Raw genomic sequence first — 17,381 nt, forward strand, 5'->3', positions numbered from 1 at the left:
TTCATACACAACGATGAAAACATTGTTTACGACAGCATTTAGACACATTACGAAGAACAAGTTAATCACAGCGATTAATGTCTTGAGCTTATCCATCGGTATCTGCGCCACCTTGGTCATTTTCCTTATGATTCGTTATGATTATAGCTTCGATAAGCATCTTCCACACGGCGACCGTGTGTATCGCATCGTTAGCAACGGAGATTTCAAAAATTCGGGTATATTGGTTCCATTGATTCGTACGATAGAAGAAGAAGTCACCGGACTGGAAACAGTCGTTCCTATTTTTGAAATTTATGATGCCAAAATAAAGATCGAAAAAGGTCAACAGGATGATGTTACCGTCTTCTCTAACGAAAAGGACTTTGTCTTCACCAACGAACATTATTTCACGATCTACCCACATCAATGGTTATCGGGCGACGTGCAAAACTTAGAACGGCCCAACCAAATCGTACTCAGTGAAGAATATTTTTACCGTTATTTCCCACAAACAGCTGTAACGGAAGCCGTCGGAAAGACGATCCTATATGCCGATAGCATACCCTTGCAAATCGCTGGTGTAGTTGCTGAAATGAAAGAAAACTCCGATTTTAAATTTAAAGGTTATCTATCAACAGCCACGATTCAAGCGAATGAAAACTTAAAAGAGTTCTATCATTGGGATGCCTGGAATGCCTATAACGACAGTCACCAATGTCTAGTCCTGTTAAATAACGGTACCTCGTCGTCTGTTGTAGAAAAAAACATAGCCGAACTTGTTGCTAAACACAAGAAAACCGATTCCGAACTAGGAGACGACAAATTCATGTTACAACCGTTGCGGGATGTACATTTTAATTCGGAATTTAACTGGAATGCGGTCAAGCCAGCGACCCTACGGAATCTTATATTATTAGCCATATTTCTACTAGCTTTAGGTACGATCAACTTCGTCAACCTCTCTACTGCACAATCTATTGAACGGGCCAAAGAAATCGGTATCCGAAAAACCCTTGGAAGCAACAAAAAAAGCTTAATTAAGCAGTTTTTAATGGAAACATGGATTGTCGCAGGTTTCGCCACATTGTTATCCATTTTACTGCTTCCCATGTGGGTCTATGCCTTTGATGGTTTTCTACCGCAAGGATTTACATTGGACAATATCCCTATTTTACATACGCTCGTTTTCCTGCTTACCCAACTATCACTGGTAACACTATTGGCAGGTTTTTATCCCGCTTGGGTCATGACGGGTTATGCGCCTGTATTGGCACTAAAAAACCAAGTATCCAAAAACTCCAATCTTTCCCGTAGTGCATCGGTGAGGAAAGCATTAACGGTAATCCAATTTGTATTAGCCCAGGTATTCCTGATAGCTGTCCTTTTCGTCAGCAAACAAATCCATTTCACCACCCAAATGGATATGGGCTTCCGTAAAGACGCGATCATCAATTTCTTTATTCCCAATTTTGATCGGGCTAACAAGGGCGAAATACTCAAGAATAAACTCATGGAAATTCCGGAAATCAAAGCCATAAGTTTGGGGAACCAATCGCCTGCATTCAACGGCTGGATGTCCACTTTTCTTCCTTATGATGCTTCGGCAAACGAGGAGCGCAAGCTGTCGTTCGATATGCGACACGGGGATGAAAACTACATACGCGTATACGACATCCCGCTAGTGGCCGGTAGGAATGTCCGCATGCTGGATTCGACGTATGAGGCGTTAATCAACGAGAAAATGTTGACATTGCTTGAAATCGATTCTCCTGAGGAAGCCATCGGCAAAACATTCAACAACGGAGAGTATACCATTGTGGGGGTGATGAAAGATTTTAATGTCGCTTCCGCACATTATGAGATACGTCCGACCATGTACTGGAGTAAAAAACACGGACACATCATCCATATAGCATTGGATAAGGAACATCCCACATCGTGGAAAACAGCCATTGCCAAAATTGAAAATGCATTTGTTGAAATCTATCCCGAAGATCCCTTCGAATACAAATTTCTAGATGAGACTATCAAAGGGTTTTATCAAACGGAACTTAAGCTTTCCAAATTGCTTGGATGGGCGGTAGGTCTATCGATAACCATTGCGTCATTGGGGTTATTTGGTTTAGCGATATTCACGGCAAATCAACGCACAAAGGAGATCGGCATCCGAAAGGTACTGGGTGCTTCGGTCACACAAATTATTGTTATGCTTTTAAAGAACATGGCATTCTTGGTATTGATAGCCTGTATGATTGCCATTCCGATTGCCTGGTATTTTATCAATAAATGGCTGGACGATTTTGTATACAAAACAACGTTAAGCTGGTGGGTCTTTGCGGTTGCGGCTTTAGGTCTGCTTGTTGTTGCTATTATAGTACTGTCCACCAAAACTTATTATGCCGCGAGGGCTAACCCAATAGATAGTTTGCGGGATGAATAACAACTAACATTATGATAAAGAACTATATAAAAACCGCTTGGCGTAGCCTTTTGAAAAATAAAGGCTTTTCTACCATCAATATCATCGGACTCGCTATTGGTATGACAGCCGTGCTGTTGATTGCCTTATGGGTACAGAACCAATTCTTGTATGACAATTTTTATAGTAACAAGGAGAATATTTATAAGCTTTGGAACCGTACAGATAAAGACAACGAGATACGTGTACACGACATTACCATGGGCGCCCCGGCAAAAGCACTCAAGGCAGGATATCCTGAAGTGGAACATGCTGCCCGTATGTATTGGTCCAGTGACGATCTATTCACTTACGGAAAACAGCGTATCAAATCGAAAGGTAATGAAGTAGATCCTGATTTCCTGAATATTTTCGATTTCCCGGTCGTGCAGGGCACGGCTGGGCGGATGCTGGACGAGCCAAATAATATTGTTCTCACGGAAAGCCTTGCAAAGAAACTATTCGGCAATGAAAATCCCATGGACAAAATTGTGATTATGGGCATAAATGAACCCTATAAGGTAAGCGGAGTCATTAAAGATTTGCCCAGCTACACCGATTTCGATTTCACGTATCTTATTCCATTTACAAGAGAAAAGCTGTATGGTAATGACTGGAATACGAACACTTACTACACTTTTGTCTCTTTACGACATGGCACTGATGTGACGGTTTTCAACAAAAAGATACAACCTTTATTGCAAGCAAATGCGCCAGAGAATAAATGGGCTTCTATATTTCTCTACCCCATATCAAAGATGCATTTGTATTCTCACTTTAAGAATGGTGTACCTGTAGGTGGAAAGATCGAACAAGTTCGTTTAGTCGGCGGCATTGGCTTGTTAATTCTACTGATTGCCTGTATCAACTTTATGAACCTCAGTACAGCACGGAGTCAAAAACGCAGCAAAGAAGTCGCTGTACGTAAGGTAGTCGGTGCACCAAAGAAAACTTTAGTCAGCCAATTCTTGTTTGAATCTATATTATTGGCTTTTCTTGCAGGCATAATTGCTATCGTTTTAACAATTTTCTTTTTACCTCTTTTTAACACCCTCTTGGATAAACCATTGGTAGTAGCGTGGACTAATCCGATGATCTGGGGAACGGGACTTGCTTTTATTCTTATCACGGGATTTCTTGCAGGCGTTTATCCTGCTTTTGTACTTTCTGCATTCCAACCCATAAAAACCTTAAAAGGAATTGTTCACAAATCACAACGTTTATTCAACCTTCGTGAGGGATTGGTGGTCGTACAATTCTCCATTGCTGTTTTCTTAATTGTGGCTACACTAGTTATCCAACTACAGGTCGATTTTGCGGGAGCACGAGAAACAGGCTACAATGTGTCGCAATTAATCGAGATACCGACAGAAGGTGAAATGGACAAAAATTATGAAGCTATCAAAGCGGAACTAATAAGTAACCAGCTGGCAAGCCATGTTACGCGTACAGGATGGACTATTACCGGAGACTATGCCTCTGACGCCGGACATTTTTCCTGGGAGGGAGCTACGCCGGAACAAGAGAGCAACAGCTCCTTTGCGCTCGCACGTGTAGAAAGTGATTTCGTAGAAACATTAAGGCTTACCCTACTTGAAGGACGTGATATCGATTACGCCCACCTGCCTGCCGACAGTATGTCTGTCCTGCTCAACCAAACGGCAATCAAGCGTATGGGACTTGAAAATCCAGTAGGTAAATATCTGAAATGGGGAGACGACACCTATACTATCGTAGGCGTAATAAAAGATCATATTATCGGCTCGCCTTATAAAGATATTAAACCCTTATTAGCCTACCCTTCGAAACACTACTTATTAAATATTGTCGTGCGCACCAATCCACAGCTCCCCATGGCACAAAATCTGCAGGGCATTGAAAAAATCATTAAGAAATTCAATCCAGCCTATCCATTTAGCTACAAATTTGTGGATGAGCAGTATGCCCAAAAATTCCATGAACAGGAACAAATGGGCACGTTAGCGTTTGTATTCTCCCTATTGGCAATTTTCATTTCCTGCCTAGGTCTCTTTGGTTTGGCCTCTTATATAACAGAAACACGTATCAAGGAAATCGGCATCCGCAAAGTGCTTGGAGCTTCCGTAACAGGCATCAGTACCATGCTGTCCAAGGATTTTATCAAATTAGTCCTCATTTCTTTGCTTCTCGCTTCTCCCATTTCGTGGTGGGCGATGAACAAATGGCTAGATGACTATACGTACCGCATTAATATGCAGTGGTGGATGTTGGCTCTTGCAGGGGGGACGGCCATTATCATAGCATTGCTCACGGTGAGCACACAAGCGATACGGGCCGCACGGACGAATCCGGTGAATAGTTTACGGGATGAATAACGTGATACACATTTAAGGTTAAAAAGATGATACGAAATTATATAAAAATCGCCTGGAGGAACATTCGAAAAAATCGAGGATTTTCGATTCTTAATATCATAGGTCTTTGCCTAGGAATAACCTGCTTCTTGTTATTGAGTGCGTATATCGTACATGAATGGACGTACGACCGATTTTATAAAAATATCGATCGCCTAGCTTATATTTCCTACGGATACAAATCACCAAATGAAAGCGAATACAAATACAGTAACTTAACGCCCACAGCTGTAGCGCCAACGCTAAAAGAAGAATTTCCGGACGTAGCATATGCCGTAAGATTATACGAATATGGGGGAGAGTCTATCGTGAAAACAGGCGAAAAGATCATATCCGAACAAAAATTATTGTACGCAGATGAAGATTTTTTTCACGTCCTACCCTATGAATGTCTAGAGGGAAGCTTAGATAAAGCGCTACATGCACCCTATGATATTGTATTGACGGCCACATTGGCAAAGAAGTATTTTCAGCACCAATCTGCGGTGGGTCAGACCCTCGAAATTGATGGACAACCATGGAGAGTGACTGCCGTAGTCGCTGATCCTCCAACCAACACGCGATATAACTTTCATGCCGTAATGTCAAATAAGACATTAGATCGATATCGAGAACCTGTTTGGCATTCCGCAAATGATATCACATTGGCACTTCTCAAAGATGAACAGAGATTTCAATCTGTTCAAGAAAAAATAAACCTATTGGTGAACACCATGTTTAAAGAATCTACATCATCGGATTTGCCACCTATAAGAATAAATATAGAAAAATTAGCAAATGTCCATTTGTATTCGGAAGGGGGACGAGGTAACATCACCTACATTTACATATTCGCTGTATTGGCAATTTCCATTGTTATTCTGGCCTGCGTCAATTTCGCCAATCTTATCCTCGCCCGTTCTGAAGAGAGAGCCAAAGAAATCGGTGTCAAAAAGTTTCTAGGCGTAGCACGTCGTTCTATTTTCATCCAATTTCTATGTGAAAGTTTGTTCATGGTTTCTATTGCAACGTTTATTGGGGTAATATTAGCCCGCGTTTTATTTCCGGCTTTCAGTCAATACATCGGTGTAGAAATGGAATTGAAAGTTTGGTCTAATCCGTTGTTTTACTTAGTGTTGCTTGTATTTGTACTTCTAATTTCACTGTTATCCGGTGGATGGCCGGCCTATGTCATTTCAGCGCTAAAGCCACTGATGACATTAAAAGGCAAGATTACCCTAACACGAAAACTGACCATAGGAAAAGCGCTCGTCATTTTACAGTTTTGTATTTCCATTTTCTTTGTTATATGCACCTTGGCGATAGTTAGGCAACTTCACTATCTTCAGACAAAAGATACCGGTCTTAGCCGATCCCAAATAATTGTTCTTGATGGAAGTGTATTAAAAGACGCTGAGCGAACGGCCCTAAAGAATAATTTAACACTATTTTCTTTCGTGGAAGGAGTGACTGCATCATATGATACGCCAGTCAATGTACAGGGAGGATATACTATCAATGCATTTGAAGGTAAAGGAAATGACTTTGGGATGAGTGTAAGCGCGATTCCAGTCGAAAAAGATTTTCTGGCCGTATTTGAAATCCCGATTGTTGCAGGCAGTAATCTTACGGATAATGATATTGCAAGGGCTCGCGATACCACAGAAGCAAGAGAATATAGCTTTATTATTAACAAGTTGACCGCTAAATCTTTAGGTTTACAACCTAGCGAAGCTATCGGGAAAACGATGGAACTCAATGGACGTGTGGGAAAGGTAAAAACAGTCGTAGATAACTTCAATTTTAAATCTTTAAAAGAAGAGGTAACGCCCATCGTTGTTTTTCCAGAATATGATTATTTTGGGAACATCTTTGTGAAGATTAACAAAGATGCTCATATCGTTTCAGCTATGACGGCCATCGAAGGCGTTTGGAAAAAAATCAAACCAACAGTGGCTTTTGAGTCTCATTTCCTGGATGACGATTATACATCCCTATACAAACATGAACAACAAACGGCGAGAATCATGGGATTATTCTCCATGATTACTATTGGAATTGCCTGTATGGGTTTATTTGCATTATCTGCTTATGCGGCACAACAGCGTATCAAAGAAATCGGTATACGTAAAGTATTGGGAGCTTCTGTCATCAAGATCGTCAATTTGCTGACGTTTGACTTCATTAAGTTGATATTAGTCGCATTGATTATCATTGTACCTATTGCCTGGTGGATTATGGATACCTGGCTGCAAGGTTTTGTATATCATATTGCTTTAGAATGGTGGGTGTTTGCCTTGGCGGGAATCATTACGACGACGACCGCATTTTTAACCGTTAGCTGGCAAGCGATACGGGCTGCAAGTGCCAATCCAGTTGATAGTTTACGTGATGAGTAAAAACTAAAATCATGATCAAGAACCATATAAAAATCGCCTGGCGAAATATCAGAAAAAGCAAAGTATTAAGTGGAATCCATATTTTTGGATTGTCCTTCGCCATCGCTACGGCTACGTTGCTCTATCTCACAGCCATGTTCGAACTGTCGTTTGATAATTTTCATGCGAACAAAGACCGTATCGGACTGCTCTATTTTAAAACACAGCCTGAAAGTGGTCTACGGTACAGTTCAACAGCATCTACCCCTTTCGCTCCAAGCTTGAAATCGGAGTTACCCGATATCGAACAGATTAGTCGGTATTACAATTCCGGTATTGTGCTGCGCCAAGGCGACAAGCTATTTGAAGCAGACAATAAATATGTCGACGCCGACTTTCTGTCTATCTTCAGTTTTCCGATGCAGCAAGGTGATGACCATGCGTTAGCAGGTTTGGACAATATTGTCCTTGATGAGATTATGGCAAATAACCTGTTCGGCCATACGGATGTAGTTGGTAAACAAATAGAGGCTTATCTCGACGGAGCATGGGAATCTAAAACAATTTCCGCCGTGATGGAGAAGCTTCCCTCCAACTCTAGTCTTACATTTAATACCTTGCTACGGTTTGAGCAAAAACCAAACTATACTGCACAGATTGACAATTGGGAACATGAAGACCATGCGGTATTCGTTAAGTTAGCTTCCCCCAAGATAGATAACGATGCTTTTACGAACACGGCTCGCGCTTTCATGCAGCTCTATTACAAGAATAGTAGCGATATGTTAAAGCGCGATGGAGCTGTAGCAGACAAAAATGGAGATTATATCTCCTTACATTTATTACCATTGGATAGCTATCATCTCAATGAATTGGGGTTAGGTAATGGTGGTTCACCATTGTTCCCATGGATACTACTTCTTATCGCCGGACTCATACTTTTTATCGCCTGTTCCAATTTTATCAACCTTTCTTTAGCCAATTCGCTCACGCGCAACAGAGAAATCGGTACCCGCAAAACATTAGGTGGCTCAACACGACAACTCGTGGGGCAGTTGTGGACGGAATCGTTGTTGCTATGTATCATAGCGTTGGTTATCGGTTTAGGTCTTACGTGGCTAGCATTAAACGAATACAATGCCCACATGAACTACAAACTGAATATGTTGCAATTGTTCTCTCCACGTAGTCTCTTCGTCTTTTTATTTGTATTCATCGTCATCACGCTGATTGCCGGTGGTTACCCTGCATGGCATATTGCCCGTATAAACATTATACAGACATTAAAAGGTACAGCTAATATAAGAAGCGGATTATTGCGTAATGGATTAACCATTTTACAGTTTTCTATTGCTATCGTTCTGATTGTGGCGACGATCGTAGTGAGTTCCCAACTGAATTTTCTAAACAACCGTCCGCTAGGTTTCAATAAATCGGAGGTTATCAGCATCCCTATCGGCAATGGCATCGACGCTGAACGCGCACTTTCACAGATGCGTATCGAATTGACAGCACAGCCCTGGGTAGGTGGCGTAAGTGCATCGGATGTTAACATAGGACGTGGACGTGATGGAAATATGACCACGAGCCGCTTCGGATTTGACTATGAAGGAAGACAAGTTTACACCAATTTTATGCGTGTCGACTACGACTATTTGAATACGTTAGATATCAAATTGGTAGCCGGGCGGGATTTCGACCGTGCCTTTTCAACAGACACAGCTGCGGTGCTCATCAATAAACAAATGGCTGAACAACTAGGCGGCGTGAATGATGTTATCGGAAAAAGCATCGAAATAGATGGCAACCCACGCGTGATAGGTGTCATTGATGATTTCAATTTTCAAGATTTACGGAATAGGGTTAACCCTTTAACATTGTCGGTGAACCCTAATATTTTTTCCATCGAATATATTTTTGTTCGGGTAAACACGGATAACCTGGCAGAAACCATTCAACAGGTCGAGCATATATGGAAAAAGGTAAATCCCAAGGCGAGTGTGTCTCCTTCATATCTGGATGAAAATACGCAAAACCTCTACCGAAACGAGCAACGCTTCTCCCGTATCGTTATCAGTGCGGCGCTCATTGCCATTGCTATATCTTGTCTCGGTCTTTTTGCATTGGCTTTGTTGACGATTAACAGGCGTGTAAAAGAAATCGGTATCCGAAAAGTATTAGGGTCTTCTATTGCGGGTATTGTGCTACTGCTTTCCAAAGACTTTGTGAAATTGGTGATACTGGCTTTCGCATTAGCTGCGCCGCTTTCTTGGTGGATGATGAAACAATGGCTACAGAATTTCGCGTATCACATCGATTTGCGGTGGTGGATGTTGGTATTGGCTGGCTTTGCGACTATTGTCACAGCACTGCTTACGGTAAGCTTCAAAGCTGTCCAGGCTGCCCGTGCCAATCCAGTGGATAGTTTGAGGGATGAATAGTCTTTTCATTCTGCTATAAAATATTAAAACTAAGGAAAATGATCAAGATATATATAAAAACAGCGCTCCGTCAAATCGCGAAATATCGATTTCATTCCATATTAAATATAGTGGGTCTAGGTCTGGCTATTGCCGCTTGTCTGTTTATTTATACTTTCAATACGTACCAACTGAGTTTTGACCGCTTTCATCCCGACGCGGAACGCACCTTTATCGTAGTGGAAGATTTGCACCTCGATCAAACAGAACATAGTAAGGGCGGTTCTTATGCGATGTATGACGCTATCCGGCAAGAATTACCCCAAGTAGAAAAAGCGGCACTATACATGGACAAGCAGGATTTTACATTAAAAATCGGCAAGAAACTTAGAAAAACGGAAGGAAAAGCTAGCTTGACTTCGTCCGATTATTTTGAAATCATGGATTTTCCGTGGTTAAGAGGAAGTCCGAAACAGTTGGACGAACCTGGAACGGTTGCTTTAACAAAGTCCATGGCAAAAAGCTTTTTCGGCGACCAGGAAGCTATCGGACAAACCATATGGGTAGAAAGCAAATTTCCTGTAACGGTTGTCGGTATTGTTGACGATAGCAGGAAAAACTCCGATTTTCGGTCGGAGATATATTTTTCGCTCGCCTCTGCGAGCGAGCTTCGACAAATCCCTAAAGATGACGGCTTCTTTAACAACTGGGGATCTATCAACTCCACCAATAATATGCTCCTGACCTTGCGCGATTCAGCGGACAAAGCAAGCGTAGAAGAGGGTATTCGACAACTGATAGCAAAGCACTGGCATAAGGATGTGCTGGAATATTATACCTATAAATTGCTTCCTTTAACAGCTTTTCATTTCGATATGGACTATGGAAAGGCTACGCAATTTTCCCTTTTAGGGATATTGACCGTTATCGCTATAGGCATCCTGTTTATGGCAGGCATCAACTATACGAATATGGTTTCCGCCCAGCAGCTCTATAGAAGTACAGAAATGGGAATACGGAAAGTGCTCGGAAGCTCCAAACGACAATTGTTCCTACAATTTCTCGTAGAATCGTTATTGATTTCCTTATTTGCTTTGTTGTTAGCGTGGCTATTTCTATGGATAGCCATTGACTGGAGCAACCGCTATCTGTTTGTTCACGAACCGTTACAGGTGTTGTCGATCCCCAACCTATTTTTTATTTCTTTGGCCATTTGGTTTTCCATTTGTTTAATAACAAGCTTATTTCCGGCATTTTTCTTCCATAAAACGAGTATCCAAACAGCATTAAAGAAACAAGTTACGGGCAGCTGGGGATTAGGACGGAAAGCATTGATTATATTCCAAAATGTGCTTGCCCTAGTATTAATCGCCACCACCATTGTTATCGTCAGCCAGGTTCATTACCTGAAAAATACCGATATGGGTTTCGATAGGGAAACAGTGCTTGTCTTTCCCTTAAACAACGAAATGCGGGACAATACCGAAAAGATAACTGCCTTTCTACAACACCGTAGTGATATCCTGACTTTCACATTTTGTGATAATCCGCCATCAAACGATAAAGTTTGGGGAGGGACTTTCAAATTTGATAACAGGGCAGAATGGGAGACGTGGGCGCCGCGTTATGCTATCGGAGATTCCGCCTACATCAATACATTTGGTATACAATTGTTAACGGGTCATAATTTCAAAGGCAATGAACAGCATCCGGAGTTTTTGATAAATGAAAAGATGGCTAGGAATTTAGGCTACCAAGATTATCACGAAATTATCGGAAAAGATCTGCTTGCAGGTGGATTAAATGATAAACACCAAGGAAAAATTGTTGGTGTAGTTCGCGATTTCAACACCAATTCTTTAAAAGAAGGTATATCGCCTACCATTATCGGTTATAATAAGATGCGCATTAAAAACCTGGCTATAAAATATCGGGGTGACCATCCGAATCAATTGCTTGAAGATTTGGAAAAAGAATGGAAACAGTGGTATCCAGACGAAATTTTTGACTATAAATTTTACGATGAACAAATTGGTAATCTATACCAAAAAGAAGCATTATTGGAAAAACTGATATGGATAGCGGCCTCTATTTCCGTCATCGTAAGTTCTTTAGGCTTTCTGGGGTTATTATCTATTATGGTTGTTAAACGCACTAAAGAAATCGGCATCCGGAAGGTATTAGGTGCTAGCATAGCAGGTATCACGCTTCTACTATCCAAAGATTTCGTCAGGTGGGTTTGCGTAGCTTTTCTTTTTGCCATTCCGATAGGTTGGTATATCATGAGTAGGTGGTTAGATTATTTCGTTTATCGAATAGAATTGGAATGGTGGATGTTTGTCCTTACAGGCTTTATAGGCTTATTGATTACATTGATAACCATCAGCATTCAAACTATCCGGGCGGCGAAAACTAATCCAGTGGATAGTTTAAGGGATGAATAATCTCTGTACAACAAAGAACTCATTTATCCGTTTTTTATTTGAAAAACCATCAAAGACGATGTGTATATACACCGACAATTCACTAATGATTCACTCATCCGTCGATAACAAGAGTAGGTAAATCCGACTTGAGTCCGTGTTGAGTCCGTGTTATATCCGAGTATTACATGGTAATGAGGCGGATAGATTTCTAGGACATCACCCACACATCTCCTATTATAATCGAAGCATGAGCGGAGTATTGGTAAAGCAATAGCTTAGCGTCATCGAATACGCTTGCTGACATACTTCAAAAGTGAGCTCTCTGCATCCCGCTTATTCTTTAGACTTGATTCGTATATTTTCATATCCATTGATGTTAGATTTGCTATTGAACTACAACAAATAATAACTAAATCCATTTACGCAAAAAAAATATAAAAAAACCACAATATCTATTTGCATAAAACAAAAATCGTTGTATATTTGACAATGAAACAAATGATTTTTAATATGAAAGACAAGTTTACTTATCGTAATATCATTAAATCTCCAGTTTAATACAACAACTGGCTTCAGCATTTTATCCTATATGCATGCAAAGCGCATAACAGCAAGTAAAAAACCAATTAGGACAGTATAGGATTCCATAAAACATGTATTTGATTCCATTGCCACTTGAGGGAGACTGGCTTTGGTTGTCTTTTAAGGCATCGGCTTGCCATGGGATCGCTTTGTTCTTTGACATATTGGTGTTTTTTTAATCGTACAGCATGTTATTAATCACGATTTGAAAGGTGTACACAGCTAGCACGATAAAAATAGCAATCATCTGCGGGTAGTATTAACCTATCGTAAAGGTATACACAACATCCGCTCGCCGTACGATCTAACAGACAACAACGGGAGGATGTCACTAACCGTAATTTGAAAGGTATACACAGCTAGCGATATAAGACTGTATTTTCTAAAAAAAACTAAAATAAACAGACAATTGGATATTATATTAAACAACAACGAGGCTCCTTGTGGTGCCGTAAGGTGAGGGTAACACGCCACTCACTAAATACCTTTTCTTTTGGTAATCATTTTCTAGTTTACGGTATACACAACTGGCCTATTATGTTGTCAGTGCGAGAAGGTGTACCAATCACATTTTGAAAGGTATACACAATCGGCGATGTAGAGCGTATTGTATTAATGGTGATCCATCCTATTTTGAAAGGTATACACCACTCGTAATCCCGTTTCTAATAGTCTTGGGATTTTTACAGACTATTCTTTGAAAGGTATACACAACCAAGTTGAAGATATGGGATTACATTTTTCGGTATTACAGACCACAATTTGAAAGGTATACACAACCGCAAAGGGGAGAGTTATGCCCCAACCCAGGTATTACAGACCACAATTTGAAAGGTATACACAACGGTGTGGCCTGCTGTAAATTCTATTGAACGCCAATCCCAAAACCTACATGAACTCTAAATACGTTGCCCAATACAAAAACAAGACTAGAATATATAATTAAACAACAACGAGGCTCCTTGTGGCGCCGTAAGGTGAGGGCAATCTGCCACTCACTAAATACTTTTTTACAATCATGTAATTTACAGTGAGTTTCCAATTAAATTGGTCAGTATTTTATTCGTAGCAAATGCCATCGTTCTCCACGACGGTTTCTTTAGACTTACTGTGATATTATTTTGAACGATATACACAACCATTCCTATTTCATCAATTTCACTAACGGATTGTCAATGACCACAGTTTGAAAGTATTAAAGATCACACTTTTAAAGGTATACACAACGGCGTGAGAAACCAAAACCAAAATGAATGGAGTATTACAGACCACAATTTAAAAGGTATACACAACCCAGAACTTAATTCGTGCAGAAATAAATATTTACGCTCACACTCGAAAAGGCATACACAACGACATAAGATAGTCTCGGATACAAAAAACACCAATACGCATCGACACATAAAAACAGCCTACACAGTCCCGACTGAAAACGACTAGCAAATGACCACCGGGACTGCGGAAAGCTGTTATACGATAGATTACTAATCAACAACATAACGATGCATAAACCAAACAAACTAAACAGTTCAGCTCGACATCTGGCCATGTTACAAAACGGTCAGGAGAAAGGTTTGGATTTCTTTTACAAAAAGTACTACGGCTATCTCGCTTTCCGCACAGAAAAAGCAACGCAAGATGAATGTGCAGCAGGGAGCATCGCGCAGGAAGCATTTCTCCGTCTATGGTTGTTTCGGGAAAACTTACAATCAGAGGAAGAACTCTTTCAGTTTCTCAAAACACAAGTCAAATCGGCCGTCTATGCCTTTTATAGTAAAACCAGAAATCGCTTTCACCGTAGCCTCCTACGGCTCGACGGTATAGAGGATTACCAAGAGTTCTTGTTAGGTTACGAACTGGAGGACGAGGAGGAAGAGGATATCGTTTATCTTGAGCAGCTGGAAGAAGAGAAAAAAGAGAAGCTACAAAAGCTTGAAAAGCTTCTCCCCCACCTGCGAAAAGAACAACAGCTCTTTCTGCAACTCTGTCTAAAATATAGCTTCAATTATGAACGAATCGCCTACTATCTTGGCGGCATCTCTGATTATGAAGTGAGCCTCCAGGTCGAAAAAACCATTGAAACGCTACGTCAAATTTTCCAAAGTGCGGAAAAAATGGAAAAGCTAAACAGCTCTTCCAGGTATGTTATCCAAGGGGAGATCAATGAACAGCAAGAAGAGATATTTCGCATGCGCTACGATTTACAATTTTCATTCGATCAAATTGCGGAAGCCTTAAATCTGAATTCCGCCGTTGTAAGAAAGCTTTTTATAGAAGCACATGCAAAAATAAAACAAGCTAAAAAGACGGCATAAAAAAAAACAAAAATATGGCTACAGATACCCACATCCTAACACGAAAAGTACAGGTCTTTGTTGATTGCGATGATAAAGAGAAACGCGCAGCATATTTTAAAATGCTTTTTACCTGGCAAGATCTTGTATACCGTGGATCCAACTTGGTACTCACCCACCAATACATCCAGGAAAACATGAAAGACCTCCTCTATCTAAAAGAAGATATCAAAGTTAAGCTCGCCGATAATGATAAAGACCCCGAGGGGATATTGAATACTTCCCGCATGAATACCACCTACAAGATACTGTCTAATTATTTTAAAGGCGAGATACCTTCCGATATCCTTTCCAACATCAATATGTCGCTCATTAAAACTTTCAACAGTGACCGCTCGGCTTACTGGAAAGGAGAAAAGTCGCTACGTAATTTTAAAAAAACGATGCCTATTCCTTTTTCCGGTAAACAGATTAAATTGCATAACGACGAAAAAGGAAAAGATTTTAAATTCTCCCTATTCAAAATTCCGTTTCGCACTTATCTCGGCAAAGACCGATCAGACAAACGCGTTCTTTTGCAACGCGCACTCGCCGGTCAGATAAAGATCTGTGCCAGTTCAATGCAAATTGTGAAAGGCAAATTATTCCTACTCCTTGCACTTGAACTTCCCAAGAAAATTCATGATCTTAAAGAACACGTTATCGCAGAAGCATCGCTTTCCGTAGAACATCCCATTACGGTTCAAATCAATAAACAGCAATTTCAAATCGGGAATAAAGAAGAATTTCTCTACCGGCGAATGGCTATCCAATCAGCACGCCACCGTATACAAAAGGCTGCGGCATTCAATAAAGGTGGAAAAGGGCGGAAGAAAAAACTAAAAAGCCTGGAACAATTCAATAAGAAAGAAATGAGCTATGTGGCTAGTCGCTTACACCTCTATAGCCGACGCTTAATCGACATCTGCGTGAAAGCGCAGGCCGGCACATTGCTCTTAGTAAACCAGAGCAACAAAGAAGAGGTTGCGAAGGAGGACGAGTTCTTACTCCGGAATTGGAGTTATTATGGTTTAGTCGAGAAAATCAGATATAAAGCCGAAATGGCCGGGATCAACCTTATTATAGAGTAATTCCTTAAGTTTGTATAACACGATAAGTAAAAAACAATATGGAATATAACTTTGACGAATTGATCGATCGGACAAATACAGGAAGTGTAAAATGGTCAAAACCCGATGTGCTCCCCATGTGGGTGGCAGATATGGATTTCAAGACTGTTCCCGAAGTGACACAAGCGTTGGTTAACCGTGCGTCGCATGGCGTATTTGGTTACAGCGAAACACCTATTTCCTTTTATGACGCGATTAGGAATTGGTGGAAAAAAAGACACACACTACAGGTAGAAAACGATTGGATCGTGGCGACACCGGGCGTCATGCCTGCACTCGCAGCAGCAGTAGAGGCGCTAACATCCGAAGGTGATAAAATTATTGTGCAACCTCCTGTGTACAACCATTTCTTTATTACCGTTAAACAAAGCCACTGTGAAATCGTGGAGAACAACCTTCTGTACGATAACGGAAATTATCAGATTGATTTTGAAGACTTAGAAACAAAAGCTGCCGATCCAGCTGTTAAACTCCTTTTATTTAGCAATCCACATAATCCTGCCGGTCGGGTATGGACTAAGGAGGAGCTACAGCGGCTTGGTGAGATATGTATCCGCCATAACGTTATTGTATTATCGGACGAAATCCATTCGGATTTGGTATATGATGATTTTAAACATGTCCCTTTTGCGTCCTTAGGAGAGATTTATGCACAAAATTCTCTTACGTTCTCCTCCCCTTCTAAAACATTTAATTTAGCGGGTTTACAAGTCGCTTATTTCTTTACTGAAAACGAATCTTTCCGCGGGATGGTAAAGGAAATATTAACAAAATGGGAAATGACGATGTTAAATATATTTGCCATCGATAGCCTTATCGTAGCTTATGAAAAAGGAGAACAGTGGCTAGAAAGTTTAAAAAAATACTTATATGAAAATTATCAATATCTAAGGGACTTCTGTCAAGCGAAGCTTCCCCAACTTAGCGTCATCCCACTACAATCTACCTATCTGGTTTGGCTTGACTGTACGTCCTTAGGTATGCCTTCCTCTACCATTACGGATAGATTATTGGAACATGAACAATTGTGGTTAAATCCAGGTATCAAATTCGGTCAGGCCGGAGATCAATTTCTCCGTATCAATATTGCTTGTCCCAGGGCACTATTGGAAGAAGGCTTGAAACGTTTGGAGAAAGAATACAAAAGGATATTGCGCGGTTAATACGTAATGCTAACAATCTCCCCACTTGTTCGGCATCGAACAACAACTGTTCGATATCGGACAACCAAATTCCTTAAAAACAACATAAAAACCTAAAAACAAATAACTTATATTTATGGCTTATCAATTGTTCTGGT

At 40.6% G+C, this 17,381-nt stretch carries 8 protein-coding genes; all 8 read left to right on the forward strand.

Features of this window, described 5'->3' with window-relative positions; genetic code table 11:
* Positions 1 to 13 precede the first annotated feature (13 nt).
* The 8 genes from H8B21_RS18055 to H8B21_RS18090 all read left to right on the forward strand — a co-directional run bounded on the left by H8B21_RS18055 (position 14) and on the right by H8B21_RS18090 (position 17,244).
* On the forward strand, positions 14 to 2,422 hold the full coding sequence (locus tag H8B21_RS18055) for an ABC transporter permease (RefSeq protein WP_190315254.1): 2,409 nt from the start codon (positions 14 to 16) through the stop codon (positions 2,420 to 2,422).
* Positions 2,423 to 2,433: 11 nt separating this feature from the next.
* Positions 2,434 to 4,794, forward strand: coding sequence for an ABC transporter permease (locus H8B21_RS18060; RefSeq protein WP_190315255.1), 2,361 nt, complete (start codon positions 2,434 to 2,436; stop codon positions 4,792 to 4,794).
* A gap of 26 nt (positions 4,795 to 4,820) precedes the next feature.
* Positions 4,821 to 7,211, forward strand: coding sequence for an ABC transporter permease (locus H8B21_RS18065; protein WP_190315256.1), 2,391 nt, complete (start codon positions 4,821 to 4,823; stop codon positions 7,209 to 7,211).
* A gap of 11 nt (positions 7,212 to 7,222) precedes the next feature.
* Positions 7,223 to 9,631 carry an ABC transporter permease gene (locus H8B21_RS18070; protein ID WP_190315257.1) on the forward strand — a complete coding sequence of 803 codons (2,409 nt, stop codon included), beginning with the start codon at positions 7,223 to 7,225 and terminating at the stop codon, positions 9,629 to 9,631.
* Positions 9,632 to 9,669: 38 nt separating this feature from the next.
* On the forward strand, positions 9,670 to 12,054 hold the full coding sequence (locus tag H8B21_RS18075) for an ABC transporter permease (protein ID WP_190315258.1): 2,385 nt from the start codon (positions 9,670 to 9,672) through the stop codon (positions 12,052 to 12,054).
* A gap of 2,066 nt (positions 12,055 to 14,120) precedes the next feature.
* Entirely contained in the window at positions 14,121 to 14,933 is an 813-nt protein-coding gene (locus tag H8B21_RS18080) for an RNA polymerase sigma factor (protein WP_190315259.1), read from the forward strand.
* Positions 14,934 to 14,947: 14 nt separating this feature from the next.
* Positions 14,948 to 16,042 carry a hypothetical protein gene (locus H8B21_RS18085; RefSeq protein WP_190315260.1) on the forward strand — a complete coding sequence of 365 codons (1,095 nt, stop codon included), beginning with the start codon at positions 14,948 to 14,950 and terminating at the stop codon, positions 16,040 to 16,042.
* 38 nt (positions 16,043 to 16,080) lie between these two features.
* Positions 16,081 to 17,244: a MalY/PatB family protein gene (locus H8B21_RS18090; RefSeq protein ID WP_190315261.1), complete on the forward strand. Its 1,164-nt coding sequence runs from the start codon at positions 16,081 to 16,083 to the stop codon at positions 17,242 to 17,244.
* Positions 17,245 to 17,381: the final 137 nt, after the last annotated feature.

This window comes from Sphingobacterium chuzhouense (assembly GCF_014692525.1).
Taxonomy (GTDB): Bacteria; Bacteroidota; Bacteroidia; order Sphingobacteriales; family Sphingobacteriaceae; genus Sphingobacterium; species Sphingobacterium chuzhouense.

Bases quoted from the DNA above. Each gene is read 5' to 3' on its own strand.
- H8B21_RS18085 (WP_190315260.1), top strand. From the start codon at position 14,948: ATGGCTACAGATACCCACATCCTAACACGAAAAGTACAGGTCTTTGTT.
- H8B21_RS18060 (WP_190315255.1), top strand. From the start codon at position 2,434: ATGATAAAGAACTATATAAAAACCGCTTGGCGTAGCCTTTTGAAAAAT.
- H8B21_RS18070 (WP_190315257.1), top strand. From the start codon at position 7,223: ATGATCAAGAACCATATAAAAATCGCCTGGCGAAATATCAGAAAAAGC.
- H8B21_RS18090 (WP_190315261.1), top strand. From the start codon at position 16,081: ATGGAATATAACTTTGACGAATTGATCGATCGGACAAATACAGGAAGT.
- H8B21_RS18065 (WP_190315256.1), top strand. From the start codon at position 4,821: ATGATACGAAATTATATAAAAATCGCCTGGAGGAACATTCGAAAAAAT.
- H8B21_RS18080 (WP_190315259.1), top strand. From the start codon at position 14,121: ATGCATAAACCAAACAAACTAAACAGTTCAGCTCGACATCTGGCCATG.
- H8B21_RS18075 (WP_190315258.1), top strand. From the start codon at position 9,670: ATGATCAAGATATATATAAAAACAGCGCTCCGTCAAATCGCGAAATAT.
- H8B21_RS18055 (WP_190315254.1), top strand. From the start codon at position 14: ATGAAAACATTGTTTACGACAGCATTTAGACACATTACGAAGAACAAG.